We start from the raw sequence: 25,842 nt of genomic DNA on the forward strand, positions 1-25,842 counted from the left end.
GCGGCTCAGCGCGTCCCCGGCCCCAGCGCGGGGTCCAGGTCGCGCGGGCGGGTGAAGCTGGCCAGCGTCGCGCCCTTGGTCGCCGCCTGGCGCCAGTGGTCGATCGCCAGGTCCAGCACGGCCAGGCTGGCTGTCGGGAACTTGACCTCCACATCCTCGCGCAGCGGATTGGCGCCATCGTCGGGCACCAGGTCCAGTATCAGTTCCTCGAAGCCCGGATTATGCCCCGCCATCAGCACATGTGCGGCGCTGTCGGGCAGGTCGCGCACCACGTCCAGCAGGGTCGGCGCGGAGGCGAGATAGATGCGGCGATCCCAATGGGCGTCCAGCGTCTCGCCATAGCCGGCGAAGAATGTGTCCAGCGTCTGCACCACCCGCACCGCGGGAGAGGCGACCAGAAAGTCGAACGCCATGTTCCGTTTTGCGGCGAACTGGCCCATCAGCAGCGCGGCCTTCTCTCCCCGGCGGTTCAGAGGCCGGTCGAAATCGCGCGCCACCGGATCATCCCAGTCCGATTTGGCGTGGCGCAACAGGGTCAGACGCTTCATTTTCTCTCCTGTTGGGGCAAGCCGGATTCGCGCCCCTGATGCCCTAACGAACCGGCTTCGCCAAGCGTTTCGCTGCTCGCCCCGGCGCTGACGGCAATGATCGCCTCGTCCAGCGTCAGCCGGCGGATCGGCGTGCCGGGGGGAAAGGCGGTCAAGAGGCGGCTTGGCATGGCGGCCGACAGGATGACGAAACTGCCCCGGTCCTCGGCCCGGCGGATCAGGCGACCGAAGGCTTGGGCGAGCCGCGCCCGGATCAGCCGGTCGTCATAGGCGTTGCCGCCGCCGGCGAGCCGACGCGCGGCGTGCAGGACGGTCGGCTTGGACCAGGGCACGCCTTCCATCACCACCAGCCGCAGCGAATGGCCCGGCACGTCGACGCCGTCCCTCAACGCGTCGGTACCGAGCAGCGAGGCGCGCGGATCGTCGCGGAAGATGTCGACCAGTGTGCCGGTGTCCATCGGATCGACATGCTGGGCGTAGAGCGGCAGGCCGCCACGCGCGAGCCGGTCGGCGATGCGGGCGTGGACGGCGCGCAGCCGCCGGATCGCGGTGAACAGGCCCAGCGTCCCGCCGCCCGCCGCCTCGATCAGCCGGCCATAGGCACCCGACAGCGCGGCGATGTCGCCCCGCTTGATGTCGGTGACGATCAGCACCTCCGCGCGGCCCGGATAGTCGAACGGGCTGGTCGCCTCGAACCGCTCCGCGCCATGGGGCAGGTGACGCGCGCCGCTGCGCCTTTCGGCATTGTCCCATTCGCCCCCGCCCTTGAGCGTCGCGGAGGTGACGATCACGCCCTGTGCCGGTTTCAGCACGGTTTCGGCGAGCGGGCGGGTCGGGTCGAGCCAGTGGCGGTGGATGCCGATGTCGAACTCGCGCCCCTCGATCCGGTCGACGGTCATCCAGTCGACATAATCGGGGTCGGCCGGGCCGCCGATCCTGGCGAGCAGCGCCAGCCAGGCGGCGATCAGGTCGCGTCGCCAGCCCAGCGAGGCGACCGCACCCTCGATCCGCGCCCGCGCCGGGCCGTCCAGCCAGTCGGGCGCATCCTCGATCACCGCCTCCAGCCGGCGGGCGAGGCGGACGAGCGGCTTGACGAGGGCGTCGAGAGCCAGCGCGGCCTCCTGCGCGGCTTCCACCAGCGCGCCGTCGGGCTCCGCCAACTCGGTTTCCAGTCCATAGCCGGCGTCCGCCTCCCCGGCGTCTGCGGCGCGAGCGTAGACGGTGCCCCGGACCGCGCCGAGCAGCGCCTCCAGCGGGCCGAAGGGTTCGCCCGCCACCACGCGCTTCAGCCAGTCGTCGGCGGGCAAGGCCTGCGCCGCGTCCACCGCCGCGCGGATCGCCTGTCCGCCCTCCTCGTCATAGCTCGCCATGTCGGACAGGCGCGCGGCCAGGCCCCGGCGGCGTCCACGCGATCCGCCCTCCGGCCCCATGATCCAGCGACGCAGCTCGATCGCCTCCTGCCCGGACAGCGCGACCGAGAAGGTCGAATCGGCGGCGTCGAAGAGATGATGGCCTTCGTCGAAAATGATCCGTTGCGGCCGCTGCCCCGTTTCCCGTCCGCGCGCGGCGTTGATCATCACCAGTGCATGGTTGGCGATGACGATGTCGGCATCGACGCTGGCGCGGGCCGACCGCTCGATGAAGCATTTGCGGTAATGCGGGCAGCCGGCATAGATGCACTCGCCGCGCCGGTCGGTGAGGGCGGTGGAGCCATTGCGGCGGAACAGCGTCGGCAACCAGCCGGGCAAGTCGCCGCCGACCATGTCGCCATCCTTGCTGAACGCCGCCCAGCGCGCGACCAATTGCGCCAGGATCGCGGCGCGCCCGGAAAAACCGCCCTGGAGCGCATCTTCGAGGTTGAGCAGGCAGAGATAATTTTCGCGCCCCTTGCGCACCACCACTCGCCTGGCCGCGACCGCCGGATCGGGGAAGAGTCGCAGCGATTCGCGGTCGAGTTGGCGTTGCAGCGCCTTGGTGTAGGTCGACACCCACACCGTCCCCTGCGCCTCTCCCGCCCAGAGCGAGGCGGGGGCGAGATAGCCCAAGGTCTTGCCGATGCCGGTTCCGGCTTCGGCCAGCAGCATGTTGGGCTGGTCGCGATGCTGGCGCGGGCGAAAGGCGGTGCTCGCGGCGGCGGCATAGGCGCGCTGGCCGGGACGGGGTTCGGCCATCGCTCCGGTCAGCGCGTCGAGCCGGGCCAGCACCTGATGTTCGGGCAGGGTGATGCTGCGGGGGGCGGGACGGGGCTGCGCCTCCTCCCATTCAGGCAGCTTGGAAAAGAGCCAGCGTTCCGCTTCCTTCGGCCGGGCGATGCGCGGCGCGACCAGCGGCGACCAGGGCCAGCGCAGCCGGTGCAGCGCCTGCGCGGCGGTCCAGCCGCCTTCGCGCTCCGGCCAGTCGGGCGATGCGAGGCGGGCCAGCAGCAGCGTTGCGCCCTGTTGCAGCAGCGCGGGAATATCCCCTTCATGGGTGGGTGCGGGCAGGTCCAGCGCCTGCGCCAGTCCCTTGGGCGTCGGCACCAGGAATCGGGCAGGGTGGAGGAAGGCCCAGAGTTCGAGCAGGTCGAGGCCATTGAGGTCGGGATAGCCGAGCCTTTGTCCCGTCAGCGGCGCATTGAGCAGCAGCACCGGCGTTTCGGCGGCGCGCGCGATCGCCTGTCCCTTGGCCAGCGCCTGGGTGCGGCCGTCGTCGCGCAGCCAGATTCCGCCATGGCTGGCGTGGAGTGCGGGCAATGTGGCGGGATCGATCACTCGCCGGGGTTTAGGCGAACGGGAACAAAAGGAAAACCTGATTCAGCCGATCCGGCGTCCGAATCCACCACCGCCCATCATCGCCTGAATGCGGGGCTGGAACGCGGCGGGCGTGCGCTTTGCAGCGCGGGCCAGTTCGAGCCGGTCGAACAGCGGTCCGTCGCTCAGTTCATAGGGAAAGCGGATGCCCATCCGGTCCTCTTCGGACCAACGCACCGTGCCGAAGGTGATGAAGCCATCCAGATCGATCTGGCAGGAACTGCCGGCAGGGAGGCTGCACCCCACGACCTGCGCCCCGCCTTCGCTCAGGTCGATGATCGTGCCTTCCAGGCTGTCGAGTACCGTCGTCACGACGATCGGGATGTCCACCGAGACGCGCTCACGGCTGCGCTGTATGTGCATAGGGCCTCCAATCGCCGCAATCATGCACAAACAGGGTTAATGAAATGTAAAGGTGAGAACGATTCTCAACGCGCTTTTGCCTCGAAATAGCGTTTCCTTCGCGCATGTCCGGGGCTAGGGGCTTTGGCACTATGACCATGTCCGACATTCTCCGCAGCGCCGCTCAGGCGTCCAAGGCTTGGCCCTATGAGGAAGCCCGGAAGCTGCTCAAGCGCTACCCCGGTGCTGCGCCCGACAAGGGGCATATCCTGTTCGAAACCGGCTATGGCCCGTCGGGCCTGCCGCATATCGGCACCTTCAACGAAGTGCTGCGCACCACCATGGTCCGCAACGCCTTCCACGCGCTGTCGGATATCCCGACCCGGCTGGTGGCGTTCAGCGACGACATGGACGGGCTGCGCAAGGTGCCGGACAATGTCCCCAACCAGGCGATGCTGACCGAATATCTGGGCAAGCCGCTGACGCAGGTACCCGATCCCTTCGAGAAATATGAGAGTTTCGCGCATCATAACAATGCGATGCTGCGCGAGTTTCTCGACCGTTTCGGATTCGACTATGAATTCGTCTCGGCGACCGAGCGCTACAATGCAGGTGCCTTCGACGAAGCGCTGCGCCAGGTGCTGCGCCGTTACCAGGCGATCATGGACATCATGCTGCCGACCCTGCGCAAGGAACGGCAGGCGACCTATTCGCCGGTGCTGCCGATCAGCCCGAAGAGCGGCATCGTGCTTCAGGTGCCGGTCGAGGTGATCGACGCAGAGGCCGGTCTCGTCCGTTTCGAGGATGAGGGCGAGATGATCGAGCAGTCGATCCTTTCGGGCGGTGCCAAGCTGCAATGGAAGGTCGACTGGGCGATGCGCTGGTACGCGCTGGGCGTCGACTATGAAATGGCGGGCAAGGATCTGATCGATTCGGTGACGCAGTCGTCGAAAATCTGCCGCGCGCTCGGCGGCCGCCCGCCCGAAGGCTTCAACTATGAGATGTTCCTCGACGAAAAGGGCGAGAAAATCTCCAAGTCCAAGGGCAACGGTCTCAGCCTGGAACAATGGCTGACCTATGGCCCGCAGGAGAGCCTGGCTTTCTACGCCTATCGCGAGCCGAAGAAGGCCAAGCAGCTGCACATGGGCGTGATCCCGCGCGCGGTCGACGAATATTGGCAGTTCCGCGGCAATTATCCCCGCCAAGCGATCGAGCAGCAACTGGGCAACCCGGTGCATCACATCCACGACGGCAAGCTGCCGGAGGGGGAACTGCCGGTCACGTTCGGCCTGTTGCTGAACCTTGTGGGCGTGATGGGTGACGCCAGCAGCGACCAGGTCTGGGGCTATCTCCAGAATTATGTGCCCGGCGCGAGCGCGGAGACCTATCCCGAGCTCGATGCGCTGATCGGCCATGCGCTGGCCTATCACCGCGATTTCGTAGCCCCGACGCTCCAGCGGCGCGCGCCCGAGCCGAACGAGGCTGCGGCGCTCGCCCGGCTGGACTCGGAACTGGCGGCGCTGCCGGGCGAGGCTACGGCTGAAGATATCCAGAATATCGTCTACGCCATCGGCAAGGATGAGGCGTTCGGCTTCGCCGAACTGCGCGACTGGTTCAAGGCGCTTTACCAGACGCTGCTGGGCGCCGACCAGGGACCGCGCATGGGCAGCTTCATCGCGCTCTATGGTGTTGAAAACAGCCGCAAGCTGATCGCAGAGGCGTTGGCGGGATAATTTATTGCGCAAACCGGCGCGGAACGGGAACATTCTACCCGATTTCGCGTTTGCGCATATGGTCCACCCCCCTTTCGGACTGGTGATGCGCCTTGCGCGTGTCATCGGCCGCGTGCGCCCGGAAACGGGCGGCGCGGCCAAGGGCGGGAAAGAGGAAACGGCCCCGATCGGATGATCGGAGCCGTTTTTTTTCTCTCGCAGCGCTTACCAGAAGAAGCCGCGATTCACCTCCATCACACGACCGGTACGGACGTTGACCAGCAGCACGTCATTATAGTGGCGGACCCAGCGCAGGTTCGCGCCCGGACGGGGCAGGCGATAGCGATAGGGGTCGGCGATATAATAGCGCGAGCTGTAATAGGTCGGCCGCAACTGCGCGCCCCGGTTCCAGGCGGTGTAGCGGAAAGGCGCGCGCCAGTTGCCGCCGCGATAGACGTCGCGGTGCGATCTGCGATAATCCTGCCAGTCCTCGCGTGCTTCCTGCCGGGCGTCGCGGACATCGCGGCGCGCCTCGCGCACGTCATGGCGGTCGCCATAGCGCTGCGCCTGGCGCAGGTCGCGCTGTTCTTCACGCACATTGCGTTCGCTGCGGCGCGCCTCGCCATAGGATTGGGCAGACGCGACGCCGGGAACGACGGTGGCGGCCAGCAGACCCAGAATGATGAACTTACGCATAGAATATCTCCCATTCGGCTTGACGGATGAACCCCGTCAGTGAGGCCGGGTTCCTTCGTCAACGAGAGGAGATATGCCCTGCCGCGCCTGAACGGGTCGGGAATGATCCAGTCAGATTCCAGTCATTTATGTCGCAAAGTGTATCGCCGGCTGGTGTCTGAAAATGCGCTGGAACGCGCGTGTCGAGGCGGCACCGGCCGGCTCCCCCACCCATATGATATTGGCGCCGGGCGGCACGCTGGGGCGCAGGTCGACGCAGCCGGCATCACCCCCAGGGGCGTTCGCGAAACCATTTGGTGACGACATATTTTGTGCCACGTTCGACCGGGCGCGCCGCGTGCAGGCTGAAGCGGTTGGGTGCGCCGTCGCGGTCCATATTGTTCCAGATCAGGATCATACCCTCGACCGGGGGCACCATGAATTCGCACTGCGGGAAATGCGTCTCTCCCCCCGCCTCGACGGGCGAGAGGTAGATCATCGCCGTCCAGGTGCGCTGCCCCCCGCTCTCGCGCATGGCCTGCCAATAATCGGCTGTCACCGGGAAATAGTCGCAATGGACCCGATATTCCTGGCCCTCGGTATAGCGCTGCCCCTGCAACGTTTCGCCATGGCTGGCGGGCAGGCCGGTGAGCGCGCAGATGCGGCCGGTGATGGATTCGACCAGCGGGTTCCACGGGCTGAGATTGCCGCTATGGCTGGTGCGATAGTCGGCGTTGGCGCTGCCGGAAAAGAGCGACGACGGCCTGGCGCTGGCGTCGATCAGTTCGCGCAGGCCGGCGCATTCCTCCGCGCTCAGGAAATTCTGGCGGCCGTAGATGTCCAGATGCGGCGAATCGATCCGGCTCACCATCGGATTGCGGTCCAGCCGGGCGCGGACGCTGGCGCCAAATTGCGCGCGGGCGGGCGAGGCGATGCCCCCGTCGTCGATCATGTCGGTCATCCCCGCCCATTGCCACAGCGGAGGCGGGCATGAAAAGACCCCGGCGCGTCGCCACGCCGGGGCCAGGCACTCCTGAAGGCCAGTTCAGGAAGGGGAGTGGGCCGTCCGCCTACCAGAAGAAATCATGGATCACGTCGACGACATAGCCGTCGCGCAGATCGACCAGCAGCGCATCGTCATAATAACGCACCCAGCGCAGCGTGCCGTAGGCGGGCGGCAGGCGATAGGCATAGGGATCGCTCAGCCAGTAGCTGTTGGAATAGAGCAGGCTGTTGAGGAATATCCCCACCGAAAAGCGCCGATAGCCATAGTCCCAGCCGCGCGGGGCATAATAGCGGCCGATCCGGTAGCGGTCGCCATAGCGGCTGCGATAGCTGCTCCAGTCATAGCGGCGATCGTTGCGCCAGCCATTGTCCCAGCGCCGCTGGCTGCTCCAGCGGGTGCGGTCGTCGTAGCGGCGGCCATTGTTCCAGCTGGTGCCGCTCCAGCCGCGATTGTCGGTCCAGCGCCGGTCGTCGCGCCGGTCGTTCCGCCAGTCCTGCCGGTCATCCCTGCGGTCGTTGCGCCAGTCCTGGCGATCGTCGCGGCGGTCGTTCCGCGCATCCTGCCGGTCATCGCGCCGGTCGCCGCGCCACTCCTGTCGATCGTCCCGCCGATCGTCGCGCCAATCCTGTCGCTGCTCGCGCCGTTCGCGCACCGCCTGCTCGACGGCGCGGTTGGCGGGCAGGTTGGGTTCCCCGCGCCAGCGTGAATCGGGGCGCGGCGGGGCCATTTGTCCGGCAGGCGGTTGGGCCGCACGCTGCTGCCAGCGCTGCCCGCCAGCATCGCCGCGCTGTTGCCAGCGTTGCGCGCCGCCCTCGCCGCGCGGCTGGTTTGGGCGTTCGCCGCGCCAGCCCGCGCCGTCGCCACCCGCCCGGGCAGCGCGCTCGCCGCGATTGCCGCGTTCCTGCCCCGCCTGCGCCTGGGCATAAGCGGGCGCGATCCCGCCCAGCAGTGTCGCGCCCATCAGGCCGGCCAGCATCATTTTCCTGAACATCGTTCATATCCTCAACCGGGGACAGACCGTCCCGTCATGATGCCGGTATAGGTGATGCGGCGTGTCGCAAGTCTGAACCCGACCGTCAGCGTTCAGAAAGGAAATCGACAACCCAATATGGACATCGGGGCATATATTTCTCATCCTTCGTTGTTGTAGCGGCGCAGCAACAAAATTGCGACGCGGCGGAAAAGCTGATCCAGATCAGTGCAAGCCGCTTTCACTCCCTTTAGGACTGCCGAGTGAAGAAATCCCCCGATGACGGCCGCGTGCGTCAGGCCCTGCGTGATGCGACGATGGACAGCCATCGGCGCGTGGATGCGCTGTTCGCGGATTTGCCGCTCGATTCGGCGACAAGCTACCGCGTCTTCCTGACCGCCCATGGCCGTGCGCTCGGTGCGATCGAGCCGGTCGCCCGCCCGGCATCGCCGCGTCTGCCGCTGCTGGCCGACGATCTGGATGCATTGGGAACGGCGTTGCCCGCGCCGTTGCCAGCCGCCGACGAAGCGGCCGACGGCTATCGCTGGGGGCTTCTCTACACGCTCGAAGGATCGCGGCTGGGCGGCGCGATGCTGGCGCGGCAGGTGGGGGAAGGCCTGCCCAGCGCCTATCTCTCCGCCGTTCATGGCAAGGGCGAATGGCTTTCCTTCCAGCGCGCGCTCGACAGCGCTGCGGCGGAAGGCGGCGAAGGCTGGCTGGAGGACGCCGTGCAGGGCGCTCTGGCCGCCTTCGCCCTGTTTGCCAGGGCGGGCGAGGAAGCGCGGATGGCCGGACATGGCTGATGGCCGTGATCCTGGCGCGATCGATTTCGCCGTCGACCTCACCAACTGCGATCGCGAGCCGATCCATGTGCTGGGCAAGGTCCAGCCTTTCGGCTTCCTGATCGCGTTGACGGCCGACTGGCTGGTGTCGCGGGTGTCGGCGAACAGCGCCGCCTTCATCGGCCTTGCGCCGGACGATCTGCTGGGCCGGCCGATCAGCGCGATCTTCTCCGGCGATGCCATCCATGCGCTGCGCAATCGCATCACCCTGCTTCGCGGTCCCGATTCGGTCGAGCGCGTCTTTTCGCTCGCGCTGATGGACGGCGGCACGGCCTTCGACGTGGCGGTGCATTTCTCCGGCCCGCTGGTGGTGATCGAGGCCGAACCCGCCAGCCATGACGAAATGGAGGCGAGCAGCACCGTCCGGTCGATGGTGGCGCGGCTGGGACAGGCGGACGGCATGACCGCCTTCCTGCGCGATGGCGCGCGTCAGGTGCGGGCGCTGACCGGTTTCGACCGGGTGATGGTCTATCGCTTCGCCGACGGCGGCGACGGCGAGGTCGTCGCCGAAGCGCTCAAGCCCGGCGTCGACAGCTTCCTCGGCCTCCACTATCCGGCGTCCGACATTCCGGTCCAGGCACGCGCGCTCTATCTGCGCAACATCTTCCGCATCATCGCCGACGTGCACGCGGAGCCGGTGCCGGTCGTGCCCGCGCTGGACCCGACCGGGGCGGCGCTCGACATGTCGCTGTGCCTAACGCGAGCGGTGTCGCCGATCCATATCGAATATCTCGGCAATATGGGCGTGGGCGCGTCGCTCTCCATCTCGATCATCGTCGACGGCAGGCTGTGGGGGCTGTTCGCCTGCCATCATTACAGCCCGCGCCTGCCGACATTCGCGCAGCGCAGCGCGGCCGAACTGTTCGGCCAGATCTTCTCGATGATGCTCGAAAGCCGCGAGCGCGCCGAAACCGCCACCTATGAGGGCAAGGCGCGGCAGGTCGCCGACCGGCTGCTGGCGGCGGTGGCGCAGGATCATGACCTGCTGTCCAATGCGCGCTGGCTGGGCGACATCATCTTCGACACGATTCCCGCCGATGGCGTCGGCGTTTATATCGACGGGCAGATGACCTTTTCGGGCCTGACGCCCGACGAGCCTGCCTTCGTCGCGATCGTGCAGATGCTGAACCGGGTCGCCGCCAGCCAGGTCTATACGACCGACAGCCTGACCCGCGTCCTGCCCGAAGCGGCGGTCCATGCCGATCGCGCCGCCGGCATCCTCGCCATTCCGTTGTCGCGCCGGCCGCGCGACTATGTCGTGCTGTTCCGCGCCGAACAGTTGCGATCGGTGCGCTGGGCGGGCAAGCAGGACAAGCATATCGAATATGGCCCGAACGGCCCGCGCCTCACTCCGCGCAAGAGTTTCGAACAATGGTCGCAACTGGTGCAGGGCGTGGCGCTGCCTTTCACACCGGCCGAACTGCGCGTTGCCGAAGCGCTGCGTACCGCGTTGCTGGAGGTGATCCTGCGCCTGTCGGACTCCGCCGATGCCGAACGGCAGCGCGCGCATGAGAAGCAGGAACTGCTGATCGCCGAACTCAACCACCGGGTCCGCAATATCCTCTCGCTGATCCGCGGCCTGCTGTCTCAGACCCGCGACAGCGCCGGATCGGTGGAGGAATTTATCGCCACGCTGGAAAGTCGCGTCCATGCGCTGGCGCGTGCACATGACCAGATCACCGCCGATCGATGGAGCCCGGCACGGCTCTACGACCTGATCGAGGTGGAGGCGGGCGCCTATCTCGGCGAACGCAGCGACCGGGTGCGGCTGACCGGCCCCAATGTGCTGCTGACGCCCGGCTGCTTTACCGTGCTGGCGCTGGTCATCCATGAAATGCTGACCAACGCCGCCAAATATGGCGCGCTGTCGGACAATGGATCGGTGTCGATCGATTGGCGCGTGGACCAGGATGGCAGCCTGCTGATCGACTGGGTCGAAAGCGGCGGCCCGCCGGTGGTCGCGCCGACGCGTCGCGGCTTCGGTTCCACCGTGATCGAACGCTCGATCCCCTATGATCTGGGCGGTCATGCGGAGATCCATTATCGGCTGGCCGGGATCGAGGCGCAATTCTGCGTGCCGTCGCGCCATGTCGTTTCGGTCCTGCCCGACGGCATCGGGCGGGAGCGTGCAAAGCCCGCGGCGCCGGCGACGCCCAGCCTGCTCAAGGGCCGCCACGTCCTGCTGGTCGAGGACAATATGATCATCGCCATGGACGGCGAGGATGCGCTGCGCGACCTGGGGGCGGAGGTGATGACCGCCGCGAGCGTCGGCCGCGCGCGCGAAGCGATCGCGACCCAGCCGGTTGATCTGGCCGTGCTCGACTTCAATCTGGGCCATGAGACCAGCCTGCCGGTGGCGGATCTGCTGGCGGAACGGGGCATCCCTTTCCTCTTCGCGACCGGCTATGGCGACGGGCTGGAACTGCCGGTGCGTTTTCAGTCCATGACGCTGGTCAAGAAGCCCTATTCGGGCGCGACGCTGGCGCAGGCGCTGGGGCCGGTGATGGACGCCCAGGGCTGAAACCGACAGCGAAACAGACAGTTTCCGCATTGTCCGTTGTCCGCATCGGGCGCAGTCCCGATTGTACGACCATGACACAACCGACCTTGTTCATCCCCCATGGCGGCGGTCCCTGCTTCTTCATGGACCCTTCCGATCCCGACCGGCCGCACAGCGACCCGATATGGCATCCGATGCAGGATTATCTGGCGGGCCTGATCGCCGACCTGCCCGAACGGCCAAGGGCGATCCTGCTCGTTTCGGGACATTGGGAAGAGACCGACTTCACTGTCCATGTCGGTGTCCAGCCAGAGCTGCTGTTCGACTATCATGGCTTTCCGCCGCACACTTATGCACTGCGCTGGGATGCGCCGGGCGCTCCCGATCTGGCCCGGCGCGCGGCGGGCCTGCTGCGCGATGCCGGCTTCGCCACGGGCGAGGAAGCGGCGCGCGGCTGGGACCATGGCGTCTTCATTCCGATGAAGGTGGCGCTGCCCGATGCAGACATTCCGATCGCGCAGCTTTCACTGCGCCATGACCTCGATCCGGCGGCCCATATCGCCGCGGGCTGCGCCCTGGCGCCGCTGCGCGACGAAGGCGTGCTGATCGTCGGGTCGGGCATGAGTTTCCACAATCTGCGCGTGCGCGGGCCGCAGGCGATCGCGCCGTCGACCGCCTGGGACTATGCGCTGACCGCCGCCGTCACCGACCCGGACCCGGAGCGCCGGGCGATGCGGGTCGCCGCCTGGGACCAGTTGCCGCAGGCCCGCTTCGCCCATCCGCGCGAGGAGCATCTGCTGCCCCTGATGGTGGCGCTGGGCGCAGGAGGCGACGATGCGGCGACCTGCGACCATCGCAGCAGCGTGATGGGCTGGACCGTGTCGGGCTATCGCTTCGGCTGAGCGGTGGGGCGGCCGAGAGCCGGAACCGTCCGCGCCGCCTCTTCGGGCGCGATGCCCGGTGGCGGCGCAGCGGCCACCTGTTCCTCCCCCCGCATGATCCGCCCCGCGCGCTTGATCGCGCCCCGGAGCCGGGGATAGATGCCGCAGCGGCAGATATTGGTGATCGCGGCGTCAATCTCCTCGTCGCTCGGATCGTTGGTCCGGCGCAGCAGCACCGACGCGGCCATGATCATGCCGGGGATGCAATAGCCGCATTGCGACACATTGTCGGCGGCGAATGCCTGTTGCAGCGGATGGCCGCGATCGGGCGAAAGCGCCTCGATCGTGGTGACGAAGCGCCCCTCGGTCTTGCCGATCGACACCTGGCAGGCGCGTATCGCCTCGCCATCGATGTCGACCGTGCAGGCGCCGCAGTCGCCGGTGCCGCAGCCATATTTGGTGCCGGTGAGGTTGGAGGCATCGCGCAGCGCCCAGAGCAGGGGCGTGTCCGGGTCCATCCGATATTGCACCGGCCGGTCGTTGACGGTGAATTTGGTCACGCCGCCTCTTCCTCCTCCACCTTGTGGTAGAGGACTTCGTTGCGGATATGGATGGTGCGCGAGGCGAGCCGGATTTCCTGGATGAAGGTGGCGAAGGCGCCCGCCTGCAACAGCATGGCCAGGCTGAACAGGATTGCGATCGGCGTGCCGAGATGGGCGCCGAACAGATTGCCCGCGAACAGCAGGATGACGACCAGGCAGACCGCGCAGGCCGATGCAACCGACAGGAAGATGGCGGCATTGACCACGCTCATCCGCCGGTCGAGCACGCGGATCTCGCTCACCATCCGGTCATGCTCCTTGCCCCGGGTGGTGAGCACCAGCTCCTCCACCGCGCGGGCGCGATCGATGATCCGCGCCAGGCGGCTGACGCAGACATTCAGGAAGGCGCCGATGCCCGCCAGCAGGAAGACCGGTGCGAGCGCCAGCTGGATCGTCTGTGCGACCTGCGAGACTTGGGGGAGGGCGGGGATCATGGTCATCCCCGCTTCCCTACCAACCAGCGGATCAGGAGAAAAGTGGCGATGCCGTGCCCGCCCGTCCGGTCCGGTCGATAGTTCAGGCCACGCCCTTGGACGAAGGGGTGTTGATGCCCATGGACTTGAGATACTGCTTGATGTTGCGCGCCGCCTGGCGCAGCCGCTGTTCATTCTCGACCATGGCGATCCGCACGAAGCCCTCGCCATCCTCGCCATAGCCCACCCCCGGCGCGACCGCGACCTTGGCGTGGGTCAGGAGCTGCTTGGAAAATTCCAGGCTGCCCATCTCTTTCAGCGCGGGCGGCAACGGTGCCCAGCAGAACATCGACGCGCGCGCCGGCGGAATGTCCCAGCCCGCCCGGCCGAAGCTTTCGACCAGCACGTCGCGGCGCTTGTGGTAGAGCTGCCGGTTCTTCTCGACGATGTCCTGCGGGCCGTTCAGCGCGGCGCAGGCCGCTGCCTGGATCGGGGTGAAGGCGCCATAGTCGAGATAGGATTTCACCCGCGTCATCGCCGCGATCAGCTTCCTGTTGCCGACCGCGAAACCCATGCGCCAGCCGGCCATGCTGTAGGTCTTGCTGAGCGAGGTGAATTCGATCGCGACATCCTTGGCGCCCGGCACCTGGAGGATGGAGGGCGTCGGGTTGCCGTCGAAATAGAGTTCGGAATAGGCGAGGTCGGACAGGATCCAGACCTTGTTCTCCTTCGCCCAGGCGACCAGCCTTTCGTAGAAGGCGAGGTCGACCGTCTCCGCCGTCGGGTTGGACGGATAGTTCACCACCAGGATCGACGGGCGTGGCACGGTGAAGGCCATGGCGCGATCGAGTGAACGAAAATAATTCTCGTCCGGCGTGGTCGGCACCGACCGGATGGTCGCGCCCGCGATGATGAAGCCGAAGGTGTGGATCGGATAACTGGGGTTGGGGGCCAGCACCACGTCGCCCGGCTCGGTGATCGCGGTGGCGAGGCTGGCGAGGCCTTCCTTCGACCCCATGGTCACGACGACCTCGGTTTCGGGGTCGATGTCCACGCCGAAGCGGCGACCATAATAGTTGGCCTGCGCCTTGCGAAGGCCGGGGATGCCACGCGACTGGGAATAGCCGTGGGCGCTCGGCTTCTGCGCGACCTCGATCAGTTTCGCGATCACATGGTCGGGCGGCGGCAGGTCGGGATTGCCCATGCCCAGATCTATAATATCCTCCCCCGCGGCGCGGGCCGCGGCCCGCATCGCGTTCACTTCGGCGATGACATAGGGCGGCAGGCGCTTCATGCGGTAGAATTCTTCGGACATTATTGGGGCTTTCCTGAAAGCTCTCTGTAGGGAATAGTGCGTGACGCGCCGCTGACGTGTCACAATCTGGCTATAACCCGCCAATCTGTGACGCGCCAGTGAAAGCCGCGCCCACGGACGATGCCAGGAAGAGGAAGGTGGCCATGCAGAACGCCGACATCATGGAGCCCCATCTGCCCACTCTGGAAGAGATGCAGCAATGGACCCAGGTGATCGGCCGCGCCCAGCAATTGATGCTGGAGCAGGCGGCGGGCACCACCGGCCAGACCCTGCCCTTCGACCCGGCGATCGTCGCCCGCATCCAGACCAGCTTCGCGGACGAGGGCATGGCCTTGTGGCGGCGCTTCCTCGATTCGGGCGGACTGCTGCGCAGCCAGCCGGCGCCGGCGCCGGCGACCAGCCCCGCTTCGCGCAAGGATAGGCGGTTTGCCGACCCGGCCTGGACCGAACATCCCTTCTACGACCTGATCCGGCAAAGCTATCTGCTGCTGTCCGACTATCTCATGAAGATGGCTGACGCGGTCGACGGGGTGGACCCGAAGCAGAAGGCCAAGCTGCGCTTCGCCACCACCGGCCTGCTCGACGCGATCGCGCCCAGCAATTTCCCCTTCACCAACCCGCAGGTCGTGCAGAAGACGATCGAGAGCGGGGGCGAGAATCTGGTCAAGGGTCTCAAGCATATGCTCGCCGACCTGGAGAAGGGCCAGCTCACCCATACCGATGGCACCCAGTTCGAGCTGGGGCGCAACATCGCCGCGACGCCGGGCAAAGTGATCCACGAAACCCCGCTCTACCAGCTGATCCATTATGCACCCACGACGGACGCGGTGCTGGAGACGCCGCTCATCATCTTCCCGCCATGGATCAACCGCTTCTACATTCTCGACCTTTCGCCCGAAAAAAGCTTCGTCAAATGGGCGGTGGACCAGGGGATCAGCGTCTTCCTGGTGTCCTGGAAGTCGGCCGATGCGTCGATGAAGGATCTGGTCTGGGACGATTATATCCTGAAGGGGCAGGTGGACGCGATCGACACGGTGCGCGACCTGCTGAAGGTGAAGAGCGTCCACACGATCGGCTATTGCGTGGCCGGGACCACGCTGGCCGCGACGCTGGCGTTGCTCGCGGCGCGGGGTGAGGCGGACAAGGTGGCCAGCGCGACCTTCTTCACGGCGCAGGTCGATTTCAGCCAGGCCGGCGACCTGGCCCTGTTCGTCGATGACGAGCAGATGAAGATGGTCGAGCAACTGTCATCCAAGGGCTTTTTGGACGGGCGCTATATGGCGGCGACCTTCAACCTGCTGCGCGGTCGCGACCTGATCTGGAGCTATGTCGTCAACAATTATCTGCTCGGCATGGATTATCCGCCCTTCGACCTCCTCTACTGGAACGGCGACACCACCAACCTGCCGGCGCGCTGGCATCGGGATTATCTGACGCAGCTCTATCGCGACAATCTGCTGGTGGTTCCGGGCGCGATCAGCATCGACGGCACGCCGATCGACCTGACCAGGATCATGACCCCGGCCTATGTCCAGGCCGGCAAGGAGGATCATATCGCGCCGCTGGAAAGCGTGTGGCAGCTGACCCGGAACCTGTCCGGGCCGATCCGCTTCCTGCTCGCCGGTTCGGGCCATATCGCGGGCGTCATCAACCCGCCCGCGGCGATGAAATATCAATATTGGGCCTGTGACGAGGCGCAGCCGACGCTGGAAGCCTTCCTGGCGGGTGCGAAGGAGACGAAGGGCAGCTGGTGGCCCGACTGGCGCGGCTGGATCGAGGGACTCGATTCGCGGACGGTGCCGGTGAAGGGCGCGCGCGTGCCGGGCAAGGGCCGGTTCAAGGCGGTCGAGGATGCGCCGGGACGTTACGTTAAGGCGCGTTAACTCCTTCTAATCCTGCCTTTGCGACAGGGCGCCGGAGTCTTGCGGCGGGTCGTGGATGGCAGTTTTGTTGCACTGCACAATAAGTGTTGCATTGGACTTGCGATCGCTATATTGTGCACTGCAACAAACGGAGGATGGTCATGGCCGATACCCCGAAGACCCCGAGGAACACACCGCGCAGCAAGGCCGGTACGACGACATTGTCGGCGACCGAGGCGCTCAAGGCTGCGGAAGCGGCGATCGGCGTTGAACCCGTCAAGAAGAAGCCTGCCCCCAAGCCCGCGCCCCGCAAGGTCGCGACAGCGAGCGTGAAGCCGGTGGACAGCAATCCGCAGGATAATGTGCCGCCCGTCGACACCAACCCTCAGGACAGCGTGAAGCCGATCGACGTCAATCCGTCGGGTCAGCCCGCCGAGCCGGAGGCAATGCCGGTCGATCCGGTGGCCGTCATCGCCGCCACCACCGCCGTCGATGCTGCGCCCGAGCCGGAGCCTGCGGCCGAGACGCCGGCGCCCGTCATGGCGCCGACCGTGACCGAACCCGAAATTACAGAGAGCCTGGCCAAGGCCGAAACCATCGCGACCCAGCCGCTGCCCGCCACAGAAGGAACCAAGATCATGAACGACGTCATCGAAACCGGAAAGAAGTTCGCCGAGGAAACCAAGGCCAAGTTCGAAACCGCCTATGCCGATTTCAACGAGAAGGCCAAGGCCAATGTCGAGAAGTCGACCAAGGCGATCGAGGAACTGAGCGACATCGCCAAGGGCAATGTCGAGGCGCTGGTCGAATCCGGCAAGATCGCCGCCAAGGGCATGGAATCGCTGGGCCAGGAAGCCGTCGACTATGGTCGCAAGAGCTTCGAGAAGGCGACGACCTCGTTCAAGACCTTCTCGACGGTCAAGACCCCGACCGAATTCTTCCAGTTGCAGAGCCAGCTCCTCTCGAGCAGCTTCGACGAATTCACCAAGGAAGCCGCCAAGAGCAGCGAAGCGCTCATGAAGCTGGCCGGTGATGTCGCCCAGCCGCTGACGGCGCGCGTGACCCTGGTCACCGACAAGGTGAAGTCGCTCGCCGCCTGAGGCGTCCCGACCCCCGGACTATAGCGCGAGGGCGCCCCTTCCACCGGGAAGGGGCGCCCTTTGCATGAGGGCGATGCGCTCCGTGGCGCGCCGAGTGGCCACAGCGACCCCTTGCCATGACCGGACGAATCGCCATATCCTGCTTCATCATGAACAATGTCACCACCGCATCGGCGTGGTCCGTGAAGATGGCGGGCCGGGATCAGGACGATCAGGGCGAGGGACCGGGCGGCCCCAGCGTCGGCATCGCGACCCGTACCCGCACGCGCACCAAGAAGCCGTCCCTCTACAAGGTGTTGATGCTGAACGACGACTATACGCCGATGGAATTCGTTGTGCATGTCCTGCAGAGCTTTTTCCGCATGGACATGGAGGAAGCCACCCGGGTGATGCTCCATGTCCATCAACGCGGCGTCGGCGTCTGCGGCATCTTCAGCTACGAAGTGGCCGAGACGAAGGTCAACCAGGTGATGGATTTCGCCCGGCAGAACCAGCATCCGTTGCAGTGCACGCTGGAGAAGGCGTGACGCCCTGCCCGCGTCGACCGGTCGAAAGCCTGTGTAGCGCTTATATTTCATCTCATTACATGACTGAAATATAAGGTTTTTTTATAAATTCATCGCATGATGTCCCTGCCAACATGAAGTGGGGACTTCAAGCATGACCAGCATATCCAATAATTATGGCATGGCGATGCCGCCATCGCCGCGCGCGATGATGGATCGTCGCATCGACGCCGCCGTGGAGGCGGGATCGCTCTCCGAAGTGGACGGCGACGCCCTGGAAACCGCGCTCGATTCGATCGACAGCGCGCTGTCTTCCACGGCGAGCGACGGCACGTCGCGGCTCGATCCGTCCGAGATGCAGGACCGGATCGAGTCGCTGATCGAGGAACAGGTTTCGGCGGGCACGCTGACGGAGGAACAGGCGACGCAGCTCCAGAGCTTTTTCGCGCAAGGGCCAGGGGGCGGTTCCGGCACCGATGCTGCCAGCAGCGATGGCGGCATGGCGGTCGAAGGCATGGGCGGGATCGGTGGTACCGGCGCGATGCGTGGCCCGCCGCCCGGACCGCCGCCGTCCGGCAGCGCGAGCGAGGACAGCAGCGGTTCGACCGACAGCAGCGATAGCGCCAGCGCCACCGAGCAGCTCGATTCGATCATCGCCTTTCTGGAAAATCTGCGATCGAGCCTGACGCAGTCGCTCTACGGCGGCACGGCAACGAGCACCGACAGCAGCAACAGCGGGCTGGTCGTCGACAGCCTGGCCTGATCCTGACGTCACCGGGGACGGGTGACGGAGCCGGCGGGGCTTCGCCGTCCCGCCGGCATCGCCTTTAGATGCTTCCCTTGCCCGACGGCGCGTCCTACATCTGCGCCGGTGAGCGAGGAGAGCCAAGCCGCCATCCATGATCTGGCCGTCATCGGCGGCGGGGTGAATGGTTGCGGGATCGCCCGCGACGCGGCGGGGCGGGGCGCCAGCGTGCTGCTGCTGGAGCGGGGCGACTTGGCGCAGGGCACATCCTCCGCCTCCACCAAGCTGATCCATGGCGGGCTGCGTTATCTGGAGCATGGTGCGTTCGCACTGGTGCGCGAGGCGCTGTCGGAGCGCGAGCGGCTGTGGCGGATCGCCCCACACATCATCCATCCCATGCGCTTCGTCCTGCCTTGGACCAGGGGGCTGCGGCCGCGCTGGATGCTGCGGCTCGGCCTGTTCCTCTACGATCATATCGGCGGCCGCCGCGCGCTGCCCGCGACCGAGGCGATAGACCTGCGCCATCATGTGGCGGGCGCGCCGCTCAAGCCCGGCTTCGGCCCCGCCTATTGCTATTCGGACGGCTGGGTCGATGACGCCCGGCTGGTGATCCTCAATGCGCGCGATGCGGCCGACCGGGGCGCGGACATCCGCACGCGGACCGAGGTGACGGGGCTGGCGCGTGCCGATCATGGCTGGATCATCGACGCGCGGACCGGCGATGGCGCCCCGCTGCGTTTTCGTGCGCGGGCGCTTGTCAACGCGGCCGGGCCGTCTGTGCTGGCGCTGATGTGCATGGCTCGTGGGAGGGGCGACGGCCGGATGCGGCTGGTGCGCGGGTCGCATATCGTCGTGCCGCGCCTGTTCGATCACGGCTTCGCCTATTTTTTCCAGCTGCCCGACGGGCGCATCTTCTTCGCCATTCCCTATGAGCGCGACTTCACCCTGATCGGCACCACCGACCGCGACCATGATGGCGGGCTGGACCATGTCGCGGCCAGTCCCGATGAGATCGCCTATCTGTGCGCGGGCGCGAACCGCTATTTCGCCCGGTCGATCACACCGGCCGATGTCGTGTGGAGTTATGCCGGAGTGCGGCCGCTGATCGATGACGGGTCGACCCGGCCCGAGGCGGCGACGCGCGGCTATCGGCTGGAACTGGAGGGGGACGCGGACGGTGAAGCGCCGCTGCTCCATGTGCTGGGCGGCAAGATCACAACCTATCGCCATCTCGCGGAGGAAGCGGTGGCGCTGCTCCAGCCGCATCTGCCCATGCTGCAAGGCGGCGACTGGACGGCCGACGCGCCGCTGCCGGGCGGCGATTTCGCGACGGCGGGACTTGCCGATCTGATCGCGGGGCTGGCGCGCGACTATCCCTTCCTCGACGCGGCGAGCGCCGACCGCATCGGCCGGGCCTATGGCACGCGGGCGCGCGACTGGCTGGGCGAGGCGCGCGGCATGGCCGATCTGGGTGTCCATTTCGGTGTCGGGCTGACCGAGGCCGAAGTCGCCTATCTGGTGGCGCGCGAATGGGCGCGAACGACCGAGGACATCGTCTGGAGAAGGACCAAATTGGGCCTGCGGCTGAATGCGGCGCAGCTCGCCGCGCTCGACGCATGGCTGAAGGAGAGGCAATGGGCGAACGCATGATCCTGGTGCTGGACGAAGGCACGACCTCGACCCGCGCGATGCTCTACACGGTGGAGGGGGTTCGGGTCGGGACTGCGCAGCGGGAACTGACCCAATATTATCCCCGTCCCGGCTGGGTCGAGCATGATGCGGCGGAAATATGGGACCGCACCCTGGCCTGCGCGCGCGAGATGGTCGCCCAAGCCGGCGGGGCAGGCCGGATCGCGGCGATCGGCATCACCAACCAGCGCGAGACGGTCGTCGCCTGGGACCGGCGCACCGGCGCGCCGCTGGCGCGCGCCATCGTCTGGCAGGACCGGCGGACCGCCGGCCGGTGCCAAGCCCTGCGCGAGCAAGGCCATGAAACGCTGGTCCAGGCGCGCACCGGGCTTGTCATCGATCCCTATTTTTCCGGGACCAAGATGCGCTGGCTGATCGACCATGCACCCGATGTCGCGGCTGCGGGGGATGCGTTGGCGCTGGGAACGGTCGAAAGCTGGCTGGTCTGGAAACTGACCGGCGGCGTGCATGTCTCCGACGCCAGCAATGCCAGCCGCACCCAACTGATGGCGCTGGACGGGCAGGACTGGGACGCGGGACTGTGCGGCCTGTTCGGCGTGCCAGGGGCGGCGCTGCCCCGGATCGTCGACAATGCCGGCGCGTTCGGCGCCGTGATGCCGGACCTGCTGGGCGGACCGATCCCGATTTGCGGGCTGGCCGGGGACCAGCAGGCCGCGACAATCGGGCAGGGTTGCCTTGCCCCTGGTGCGGTCAAGGCGACGCTGGGGACGGGGGCGTTCATCCTAGCGCCTACGGGCGCGACGCCGCCCGTCTCGTCCCATCGCCTGCTGGGCACCGTGCTGTACCAGAACGAGGGCGTTCGCCATTATGCGCTGGAAGGCGCGATCTTCGTGGCCGGCAGCCTGGTCCAGTGGCTGCGGGACCGGATGGGGCTGATCGAGACGGCGGCCGACACGGAAGCGATCGCCCGATCCGTCCCCGACAATGGCGGCGTCGTCCTGCTGCCCGCCCTGTCGGGTCTGGGCGCGCCGCATTGGCAGGCGGGCATGACCGGGAGCATCCACGGCCTGACCCATGGCACCGGCCGGGCGCATATCGTCCGCGCCGCGCTCGAATCGATCGCGCACCAGGTGCATGACCTAGCGGCTGCCTTCGCTGCCGATGGCGCGCCCTGGCACATGCTGAGGATCGACGGAGGCATGAGCGCCAATGACTGGATCGCGCAGGATATGGCGGACATATTGCGCCTGCCGGTCGATCGGCCCGCCGATGTCGAAACCACCGCACGCGGCGCGGCGATGCTGGCGGCGGTGGGGGCGGGCATATTCCCGACGCTGGCGGCGGCGGTCGCGGCGTGGGAATCGCAGCGGACCCACTTCGCCCCCGTCATGCCGGCGGCAGAACATGCGGGGAGGCTGGCCGGCTGGCAATCGGTCCTGGCGAAAAGCCTGCCGACGGTCTGAGCTTCGCGCGCCTGCGTGGCCCGGCCATTTCGCGCATCGTGAGCAAATATTAAGGTTAGCATTGTATCGCGGTCGCACCATGTCGCGGCCCGTCCCTCGCCAATCCTCGTCCCTGCTTTCGCTGCTGATTACCGGCAGCGTCTATTTCGTGGTGGCGTCGATCGCGCTGATGGCCTCGCGCTTCGAAGGCGGCCTGGCGTTCATTTGGGGCGCCAATGCCTTCCTGATGGCCCAACTTCTGACATCGCGCACGGCCCACTGGCCCCGGACCATCATCGCCTGCGCCATCGCCAGTGCTCTGTCCACGTCGCTGTTCGGAATGGGGCCGCTGGCCGCTCTGCCCATGGCGGCCATCAACGTCAGCGAATCGCTGATCGTCGCGCTCATCTGCCGCCACTATCTCAGCGAGCGGGCCGTCACCGGGTCGGTGCGTCCGCTGGTCGTCTTCATCCTTGCCCTGTGCGGTGTCGCCGATGTCGTGACGGGCGTCGCGGCCGCAGCGGTGGCATCGCTGCTGACGCCCGTCGGCTTCACCGCGTCCTGGCTGCAATGGTATACCGGCCATGCGCTGGGCGGCCTGACCTGCACGCCGATCCTGCTGATGCTGTTGCAGGGAGAGTTCGGACGGTGGATGCGCCACACGCCGACCGCGGTGAAGCTGGAGGCATTGGCCTTGCTGGCCCTCTTCACGCTGGTGACCGTGCATATCTTCTACTGGGCGCGCTATCCGATGCTGTTCGCGCCCCTGCTCCCGCTGGTCCTGATCGCATTCCGCGTCGGTCATATGGGTGCGGCGGCATCCATCGTCATCCTTGCGGTGATCGGGGGCATGGCGACCCTGTCGGGCCTGGGGCCGCTGATGATCATTCCCGCGACGCTGGGCGAGCGGGTCCAGGCGTTTCAATTCTATCTGGCGCTCAGTTTCCTGCTGTCCATGCCGGTTGCGGCCGAACTCAATGGCCGGCGGCGGCTGTTCCAGATGTTGCAGGAAAGCGAATCGCGTTTCCGCGCGATCGCCGAACATAGCGGGGACCTGGTGCTGGACATCCGTGTCGACGGGGTGATCACATATGCCTCGCCCTCGGCGCTGGAGCAGATCGGGTGTGCGCCCGATCTGCTGGTCGGCCAGTCCGCCGCCGATCTGGTCGATCCGCGCGATCGCGCCGTCGTATCCGCCGCGCATCGTCGTGCGCTGGCGCAGCCCGGCGCAGTCCACAAGGTCGAGTTTCGTCCCCTTCTTGCGGTCAGCGATCTCGATTGGTGCGAAATGGTCAGCCGGGCCGTGATCGACGACCGCGGCCAGCCCAGCGGGGTCGTCAGCATGATTCGCGACATATCGCGGCACAAGGCGCGGCAGCGAGCGCTGCAACAGGTCGCCGCACGCGATTCGCTGACTGGCGCCGACAGCCGGCGCGCCTTCCTGGAAAAGCTCGACGCCGAAATGCTGCGCGTGCGGCAAGGCGCGCGGTCGAGCCTGCTGCTGATCGACATCGACCATTTCAAGTCCGTCAATGATCGCCACGGCCATAATGCGGGGGACCGCGTGCTCACTGGCTTCGTCGAGCGGCTGGTAGCCGGCTTGCGCGGCGTGGACAGCATCGGCCGGCTGGGGGGCGAGGAATTCGCTATATTGCTGGTCGACTGCGACATCGACCGGGCGACCATCCTCTGTGAACAGCTGCGCGCGCGGCTGGTCCGTCCGATCGAACTGAATGACCGGGGTGAGGCGATCGGCATCACCTTCAGCGCGGGCCTGGTCGAACTGGATGGCGATTCGACCCGATCAGCCATGCTGGAAGCCGCCGACAAGGCGCTCTATCGTGCCAAGCATAGCGGCCGCAACTGCCTGCGCCTGGCGGCCTGATCCCGCCGCCCGACAGCTATCGCCGCAATGCCGAAATATTCCCGATGTTATGTTGTAACTTACAGCGGGCTGCCCTATGTAGCGACCATCATGCCGCAGAGCCTTCGCCATGCCTTTCTGACCGGACGCCTCGATCGCATCGCGATCGCGCTGTCGGGGCTGTGCGTGGCGCATTGCTTCGTGACGGCCGTGGTGCTCGGCCTGCTCGCCTCGGCGGGGGGCATTTTCGAAAGCCCGATCTTCCATGAAGTGGGGCTGGGCCTTGCCATCCTGCTGGGCGCCGTGGCGCTGGGCCATGGCGCGATCGTCCATGGCTTCATGATGCCCGCCGCGATCGGATCGCTCGGACTGGGTGTCATGGCCGGCGCTCTGACCATGGATCATGGCCCGCAGGAAAGCCTCTACACGCTGATCGGCGTCGGTATATTGGCGCTCGGCCACGACCTCAATCACCGCGCCGGTCGATAGCTGGACATGAAAAAAGGGAGCCGGTTCAGGCTCCCTTTTTCGTTCGGCCGACCCTGGCTGGTCAGTTGCCTCGATGGTCGCTGCGATGTTCGCCCCGCACCCAGCGCACGGTTCCGGTGCTGGCGCGCATCACCACGCTTTCGGTGGTGAGCCTGCCGCCGGGCAGGCGCTTGACTCCATGGAGCAGCGACCCGTCCGTCACCCCGGTCGCCGCGAAGATGCAGTCGCCCTTCGCCAGTTCCTTGATGTCGTAGATGCGGTCGAGATCGGTGATGCCCCATTTGCGCGCGCGCGCCTTCTCATCCTCGTTGCGGAAGAGCAGGCGGCCCTTGAACTGGCCGCCGACGCAGCGCAGCGCCGCGCAGGCCAGGACGCCCTCGGGCGCGCCGCCCGATCCCATATACATGTCGATCGTGGTCTCCGGGTCGGTTGTGGCGATCACACCGGCGACGTCGCCATCGGGGATCAGCATGATGCCGCAGCCGATGGCGCGCAGTTCGGCGATCAGCTTTTCATGGCGGGGCCGGTCGAGTACGCAGACGATGATTTCGTGCGGATCGACGCCCTTGGCCGCGGCGACCGCCTCCACATTCTCCTTCACCGACCTGTTGAGGTCGATGATGTTGTCGGGATAGCCGGGGCCGACCGCCAGCTTTTCCATATAGACGTCGGGGGCGTTGAGCAGGCCGCCTTCTTCGGAAATGGCGAGGACGGCGAGCGCATTGGGGCCGGCCTTGGCGGTGATGGTCGTGCCTTCGAGCGGATCGAGCGCGATGTCGATCTTAGGCCCGGTGCCGATCGCGTTGCCGACCTTCTCGCCGATATACAGCATCGGCGCCTCGTCGCGCTCGCCTTCGCCGATCACGACCGTGCCGTCCATGTAGAGATCGTTGAAGGCGAGGCGCATGGCTTCGACCGCGGCGGCATCGGCGGCCTTTTCATCACCGCGCCCGATCAGCTTCGACGCGGCGATCGCGGCGGCTTCGGTGACGCGGACCATTTCCAACACCAGGACACGGTCGAGAATCGAGCTTCCCTGCACCATCTTGTTCCTCTTCCCTTTGCTTTGATTGAGGGCGATAGGCGCTGGGCCGGCCCTTGTCGAGCGTCGGCCATCATGCGGCCATCATTGGATGATTTCCTTCTCAACCGATGAAAATATCGGGCCTTCCTCTCGCGTTCCTGCTGATGCCGCCGGCCGGTGCGATGGCGGCCGAAGGGCAGGATCCGATGGTGGTCTATCGCGCGAAGACGCAGGTGGCGAAACCGTGCGACAGGAGCGGCGGCGGCATCGTCGTGTGCGGTAGCCGGGCCGAGCGCAATGCAAAGGAGCGGCTGCCGCTGCCGCGCGATCCGGCGGATGGAGGCGTGGCGAAAGGCGACGCGCCGCGCGCGTCGGCCGCGCCGGTCAAGCAGGGGAGTTGCGGCGTGGTCGGTGGGCAGGGGGCAGGATGCACGGGTGGCCTGCCACTGTTCCAGGCGGCGGGCATCCTGTTGAAGGCGGCGACCGCGATCATCGATCCCGATGCCGATCTCGCTCCGCCGCCGGCGCTGCCCGATCGCTTGGACGGCGCCGGGCTGCACTGACC

At 66.5% G+C, this 25,842-nt stretch carries 23 protein-coding genes; 13 read left to right on the forward strand and 10 right to left on the reverse strand.

The genetic code is table 11. The features are described 5' to 3' along the window. Positions 1 to 5 precede the first annotated feature (5 nt). Genes K3M67_RS00410 through K3M67_RS00420 form a run of 3 tightly spaced genes read right to left on the reverse strand, consistent with a single transcriptional unit; the run spans position 6 to position 3,700 of the window. Entirely contained in the window at positions 6 to 548 is a 543-nt protein-coding gene (locus K3M67_RS00410) for a SixA phosphatase family protein (RefSeq protein WP_285831981.1), read from the reverse strand. After that, on the reverse strand, positions 545 to 3,298 hold the full coding sequence (locus K3M67_RS00415; RefSeq protein ID WP_285831982.1) for an ATP-dependent DNA helicase: 2,754 nt from the start codon (positions 3,296 to 3,298) through the stop codon (positions 545 to 547). The genes K3M67_RS00410 and K3M67_RS00415 overlap by 4 nt, the downstream gene beginning before the upstream one ends. Before the next feature lie 42 nt (positions 3,299 to 3,340). After that, positions 3,341 to 3,700, reverse strand: coding sequence for a PilZ domain-containing protein (locus K3M67_RS00420; RefSeq protein ID WP_066864304.1), 360 nt, complete (start codon positions 3,698 to 3,700; stop codon positions 3,341 to 3,343). Between the two features lie 131 nt (positions 3,701 to 3,831). On the opposite strand from K3M67_RS00420, the gene K3M67_RS00425 reads away from it, so the two are divergent. Next, on the forward strand, positions 3,832 to 5,412 hold the full coding sequence (locus tag K3M67_RS00425; protein ID WP_066864301.1) for a lysine--tRNA ligase: 1,581 nt from the start codon (positions 3,832 to 3,834) through the stop codon (positions 5,410 to 5,412). 204 nt (positions 5,413 to 5,616) lie between these two features. Here the strand turns inward: K3M67_RS00425 and K3M67_RS00430 are convergent, their stop codons facing one another. From K3M67_RS00430 to K3M67_RS00440, 3 genes are all read right to left on the reverse strand, one after another. Beyond that, positions 5,617 to 6,087: an RcnB family protein gene (locus K3M67_RS00430; protein ID WP_285831983.1), complete on the reverse strand. Its 471-nt coding sequence runs from the start codon at positions 6,085 to 6,087 to the stop codon at positions 5,617 to 5,619. Between the two features lie 265 nt (positions 6,088 to 6,352). Then, complete coding sequence (locus K3M67_RS00435) at positions 6,353 to 7,027, reverse strand: prolyl hydroxylase family protein (protein WP_066864295.1); 675 nt, start codon at positions 7,025 to 7,027, stop codon at positions 6,353 to 6,355. 109 nt (positions 7,028 to 7,136) lie between these two features. Continuing rightward, on the reverse strand, positions 7,137 to 8,063 hold the full coding sequence (locus tag K3M67_RS00440; RefSeq protein ID WP_285831984.1) for an RcnB family protein: 927 nt from the start codon (positions 8,061 to 8,063) through the stop codon (positions 7,137 to 7,139). A 242-nt stretch (positions 8,064 to 8,305) separates the two neighbouring features. Between K3M67_RS00440 and K3M67_RS00445 the strand changes: the two genes are divergently transcribed. The 3 genes from K3M67_RS00445 (at position 8,306) to K3M67_RS00455 (ending at position 12,286) form a co-directional block, all read left to right on the forward strand. Beyond that, the gene (locus tag K3M67_RS00445) at positions 8,306 to 8,845 is read left to right on the forward strand and encodes a biliverdin-producing heme oxygenase (RefSeq protein WP_443018178.1); all 540 of its coding nucleotides are present in this window, start codon (positions 8,306 to 8,308) and stop codon (positions 8,843 to 8,845) included. Further along, the gene (locus K3M67_RS00450) at positions 8,838 to 11,405 is read left to right on the forward strand and encodes an HWE histidine kinase domain-containing protein (protein ID WP_285831985.1); all 2,568 of its coding nucleotides are present in this window, start codon (positions 8,838 to 8,840) and stop codon (positions 11,403 to 11,405) included. Before K3M67_RS00445 ends, K3M67_RS00450 begins: the two co-directional genes overlap by 8 nt. A gap of 71 nt (positions 11,406 to 11,476) precedes the next feature. Further along, positions 11,477 to 12,286: a DODA-type extradiol aromatic ring-opening family dioxygenase gene (locus K3M67_RS00455; protein WP_066864285.1), complete on the forward strand. Its 810-nt coding sequence runs from the start codon at positions 11,477 to 11,479 to the stop codon at positions 12,284 to 12,286. Here the strand turns inward: K3M67_RS00455 and K3M67_RS00460 are convergent. The 3 genes from K3M67_RS00460 to K3M67_RS00470 form a co-directional block, all read right to left on the reverse strand. Next, the gene (locus K3M67_RS00460; RefSeq protein WP_066864280.1) at positions 12,271 to 12,825 is read right to left on the reverse strand and encodes a (2Fe-2S)-binding protein; all 555 of its coding nucleotides are present in this window, start codon (positions 12,823 to 12,825) and stop codon (positions 12,271 to 12,273) included. The two genes, K3M67_RS00455 and K3M67_RS00460, sit on opposite strands and share 16 nt — an antisense overlap. Next, a complete protein-coding gene (locus tag K3M67_RS00465; protein WP_198163031.1) occupies positions 12,822 to 13,301 on the reverse strand; it encodes a DUF2721 domain-containing protein in 480 nt (159 codons plus the stop codon). Before K3M67_RS00465 ends, K3M67_RS00460 begins: the two co-directional genes overlap by 4 nt. Positions 13,302 to 13,383: 82 nt before the next feature. Continuing rightward, the gene (locus tag K3M67_RS00470; protein ID WP_066864273.1) at positions 13,384 to 14,595 is read right to left on the reverse strand and encodes an LL-diaminopimelate aminotransferase; all 1,212 of its coding nucleotides are present in this window, start codon (positions 14,593 to 14,595) and stop codon (positions 13,384 to 13,386) included. A gap of 143 nt (positions 14,596 to 14,738) precedes the next feature. Between K3M67_RS00470 and K3M67_RS00475 the strand changes: the two genes are divergently transcribed. The 8 genes from K3M67_RS00475 to K3M67_RS00510 all read left to right on the forward strand — a co-directional run bounded on the left by K3M67_RS00475 (position 14,739) and on the right by K3M67_RS00510 (position 24,253). After that, a complete protein-coding gene (locus K3M67_RS00475; protein ID WP_285831986.1) occupies positions 14,739 to 16,478 on the forward strand; it encodes a PHA/PHB synthase family protein in 1,740 nt (579 codons plus the stop codon). A 140-nt stretch (positions 16,479 to 16,618) separates the two neighbouring features. After that, positions 16,619 to 17,557 (forward strand): phasin family protein, encoded by a 939-nt coding sequence (locus K3M67_RS00480; RefSeq protein WP_066864269.1) that lies wholly within the window; start codon positions 16,619 to 16,621, stop codon positions 17,555 to 17,557. A gap of 116 nt (positions 17,558 to 17,673) precedes the next feature. After that, positions 17,674 to 18,084, forward strand: coding sequence for an ATP-dependent Clp protease adapter ClpS (gene clpS, locus K3M67_RS00485; RefSeq protein ID WP_066864265.1), 411 nt, complete (start codon positions 17,674 to 17,676; stop codon positions 18,082 to 18,084). A gap of 133 nt (positions 18,085 to 18,217) precedes the next feature. Continuing rightward, positions 18,218 to 18,826 carry a hypothetical protein gene (locus K3M67_RS00490; RefSeq protein WP_066864262.1) on the forward strand — a complete coding sequence of 203 codons (609 nt, stop codon included), beginning with the start codon at positions 18,218 to 18,220 and terminating at the stop codon, positions 18,824 to 18,826. A 108-nt stretch (positions 18,827 to 18,934) separates the two neighbouring features. Continuing rightward, on the forward strand, positions 18,935 to 20,458 hold the full coding sequence (locus tag K3M67_RS00495) for a glycerol-3-phosphate dehydrogenase (RefSeq protein ID WP_285831987.1): 1,524 nt from the start codon (positions 18,935 to 18,937) through the stop codon (positions 20,456 to 20,458). Then, the gene (locus K3M67_RS00500; RefSeq protein WP_285831988.1) at positions 20,443 to 21,921 is read left to right on the forward strand and encodes a glycerol kinase; all 1,479 of its coding nucleotides are present in this window, start codon (positions 20,443 to 20,445) and stop codon (positions 21,919 to 21,921) included. The genes K3M67_RS00495 and K3M67_RS00500 overlap by 16 nt, the downstream gene beginning before the upstream one ends. 79 nt (positions 21,922 to 22,000) lie before the next feature. Beyond that, positions 22,001 to 23,785, forward strand: coding sequence for a sensor domain-containing diguanylate cyclase (locus K3M67_RS00505; RefSeq protein ID WP_285831989.1), 1,785 nt, complete (start codon positions 22,001 to 22,003; stop codon positions 23,783 to 23,785). A 90-nt stretch (positions 23,786 to 23,875) separates the two neighbouring features. Then, the gene (locus K3M67_RS00510; RefSeq protein WP_066864250.1) at positions 23,876 to 24,253 is read left to right on the forward strand and encodes a MerC domain-containing protein; all 378 of its coding nucleotides are present in this window, start codon (positions 23,876 to 23,878) and stop codon (positions 24,251 to 24,253) included. Between the two features lie 61 nt (positions 24,254 to 24,314). On the opposite strand, the gene glpX is transcribed toward K3M67_RS00510, so the two are convergent. Continuing rightward, a complete protein-coding gene (gene glpX / locus K3M67_RS00515; RefSeq protein WP_066864247.1) occupies positions 24,315 to 25,298 on the reverse strand; it encodes a class II fructose-bisphosphatase in 984 nt (327 codons plus the stop codon). A gap of 107 nt (positions 25,299 to 25,405) precedes the next feature. Here glpX and K3M67_RS00520 point away from each other — a divergent pair, with 107 nt between their 5' ends. Continuing rightward, positions 25,406 to 25,840 (forward strand): hypothetical protein, encoded by a 435-nt coding sequence (locus K3M67_RS00520; RefSeq protein ID WP_285831990.1) that lies wholly within the window; start codon positions 25,406 to 25,408, stop codon positions 25,838 to 25,840. Positions 25,841 to 25,842 lie beyond the last annotated feature (2 nt).

The sequence above is a fragment of the Sphingobium sp. V4 genome (genome assembly GCF_029590555.1).
Classification (GTDB): Bacteria; Pseudomonadota; Alphaproteobacteria; order Sphingomonadales; family Sphingomonadaceae; genus Sphingobium.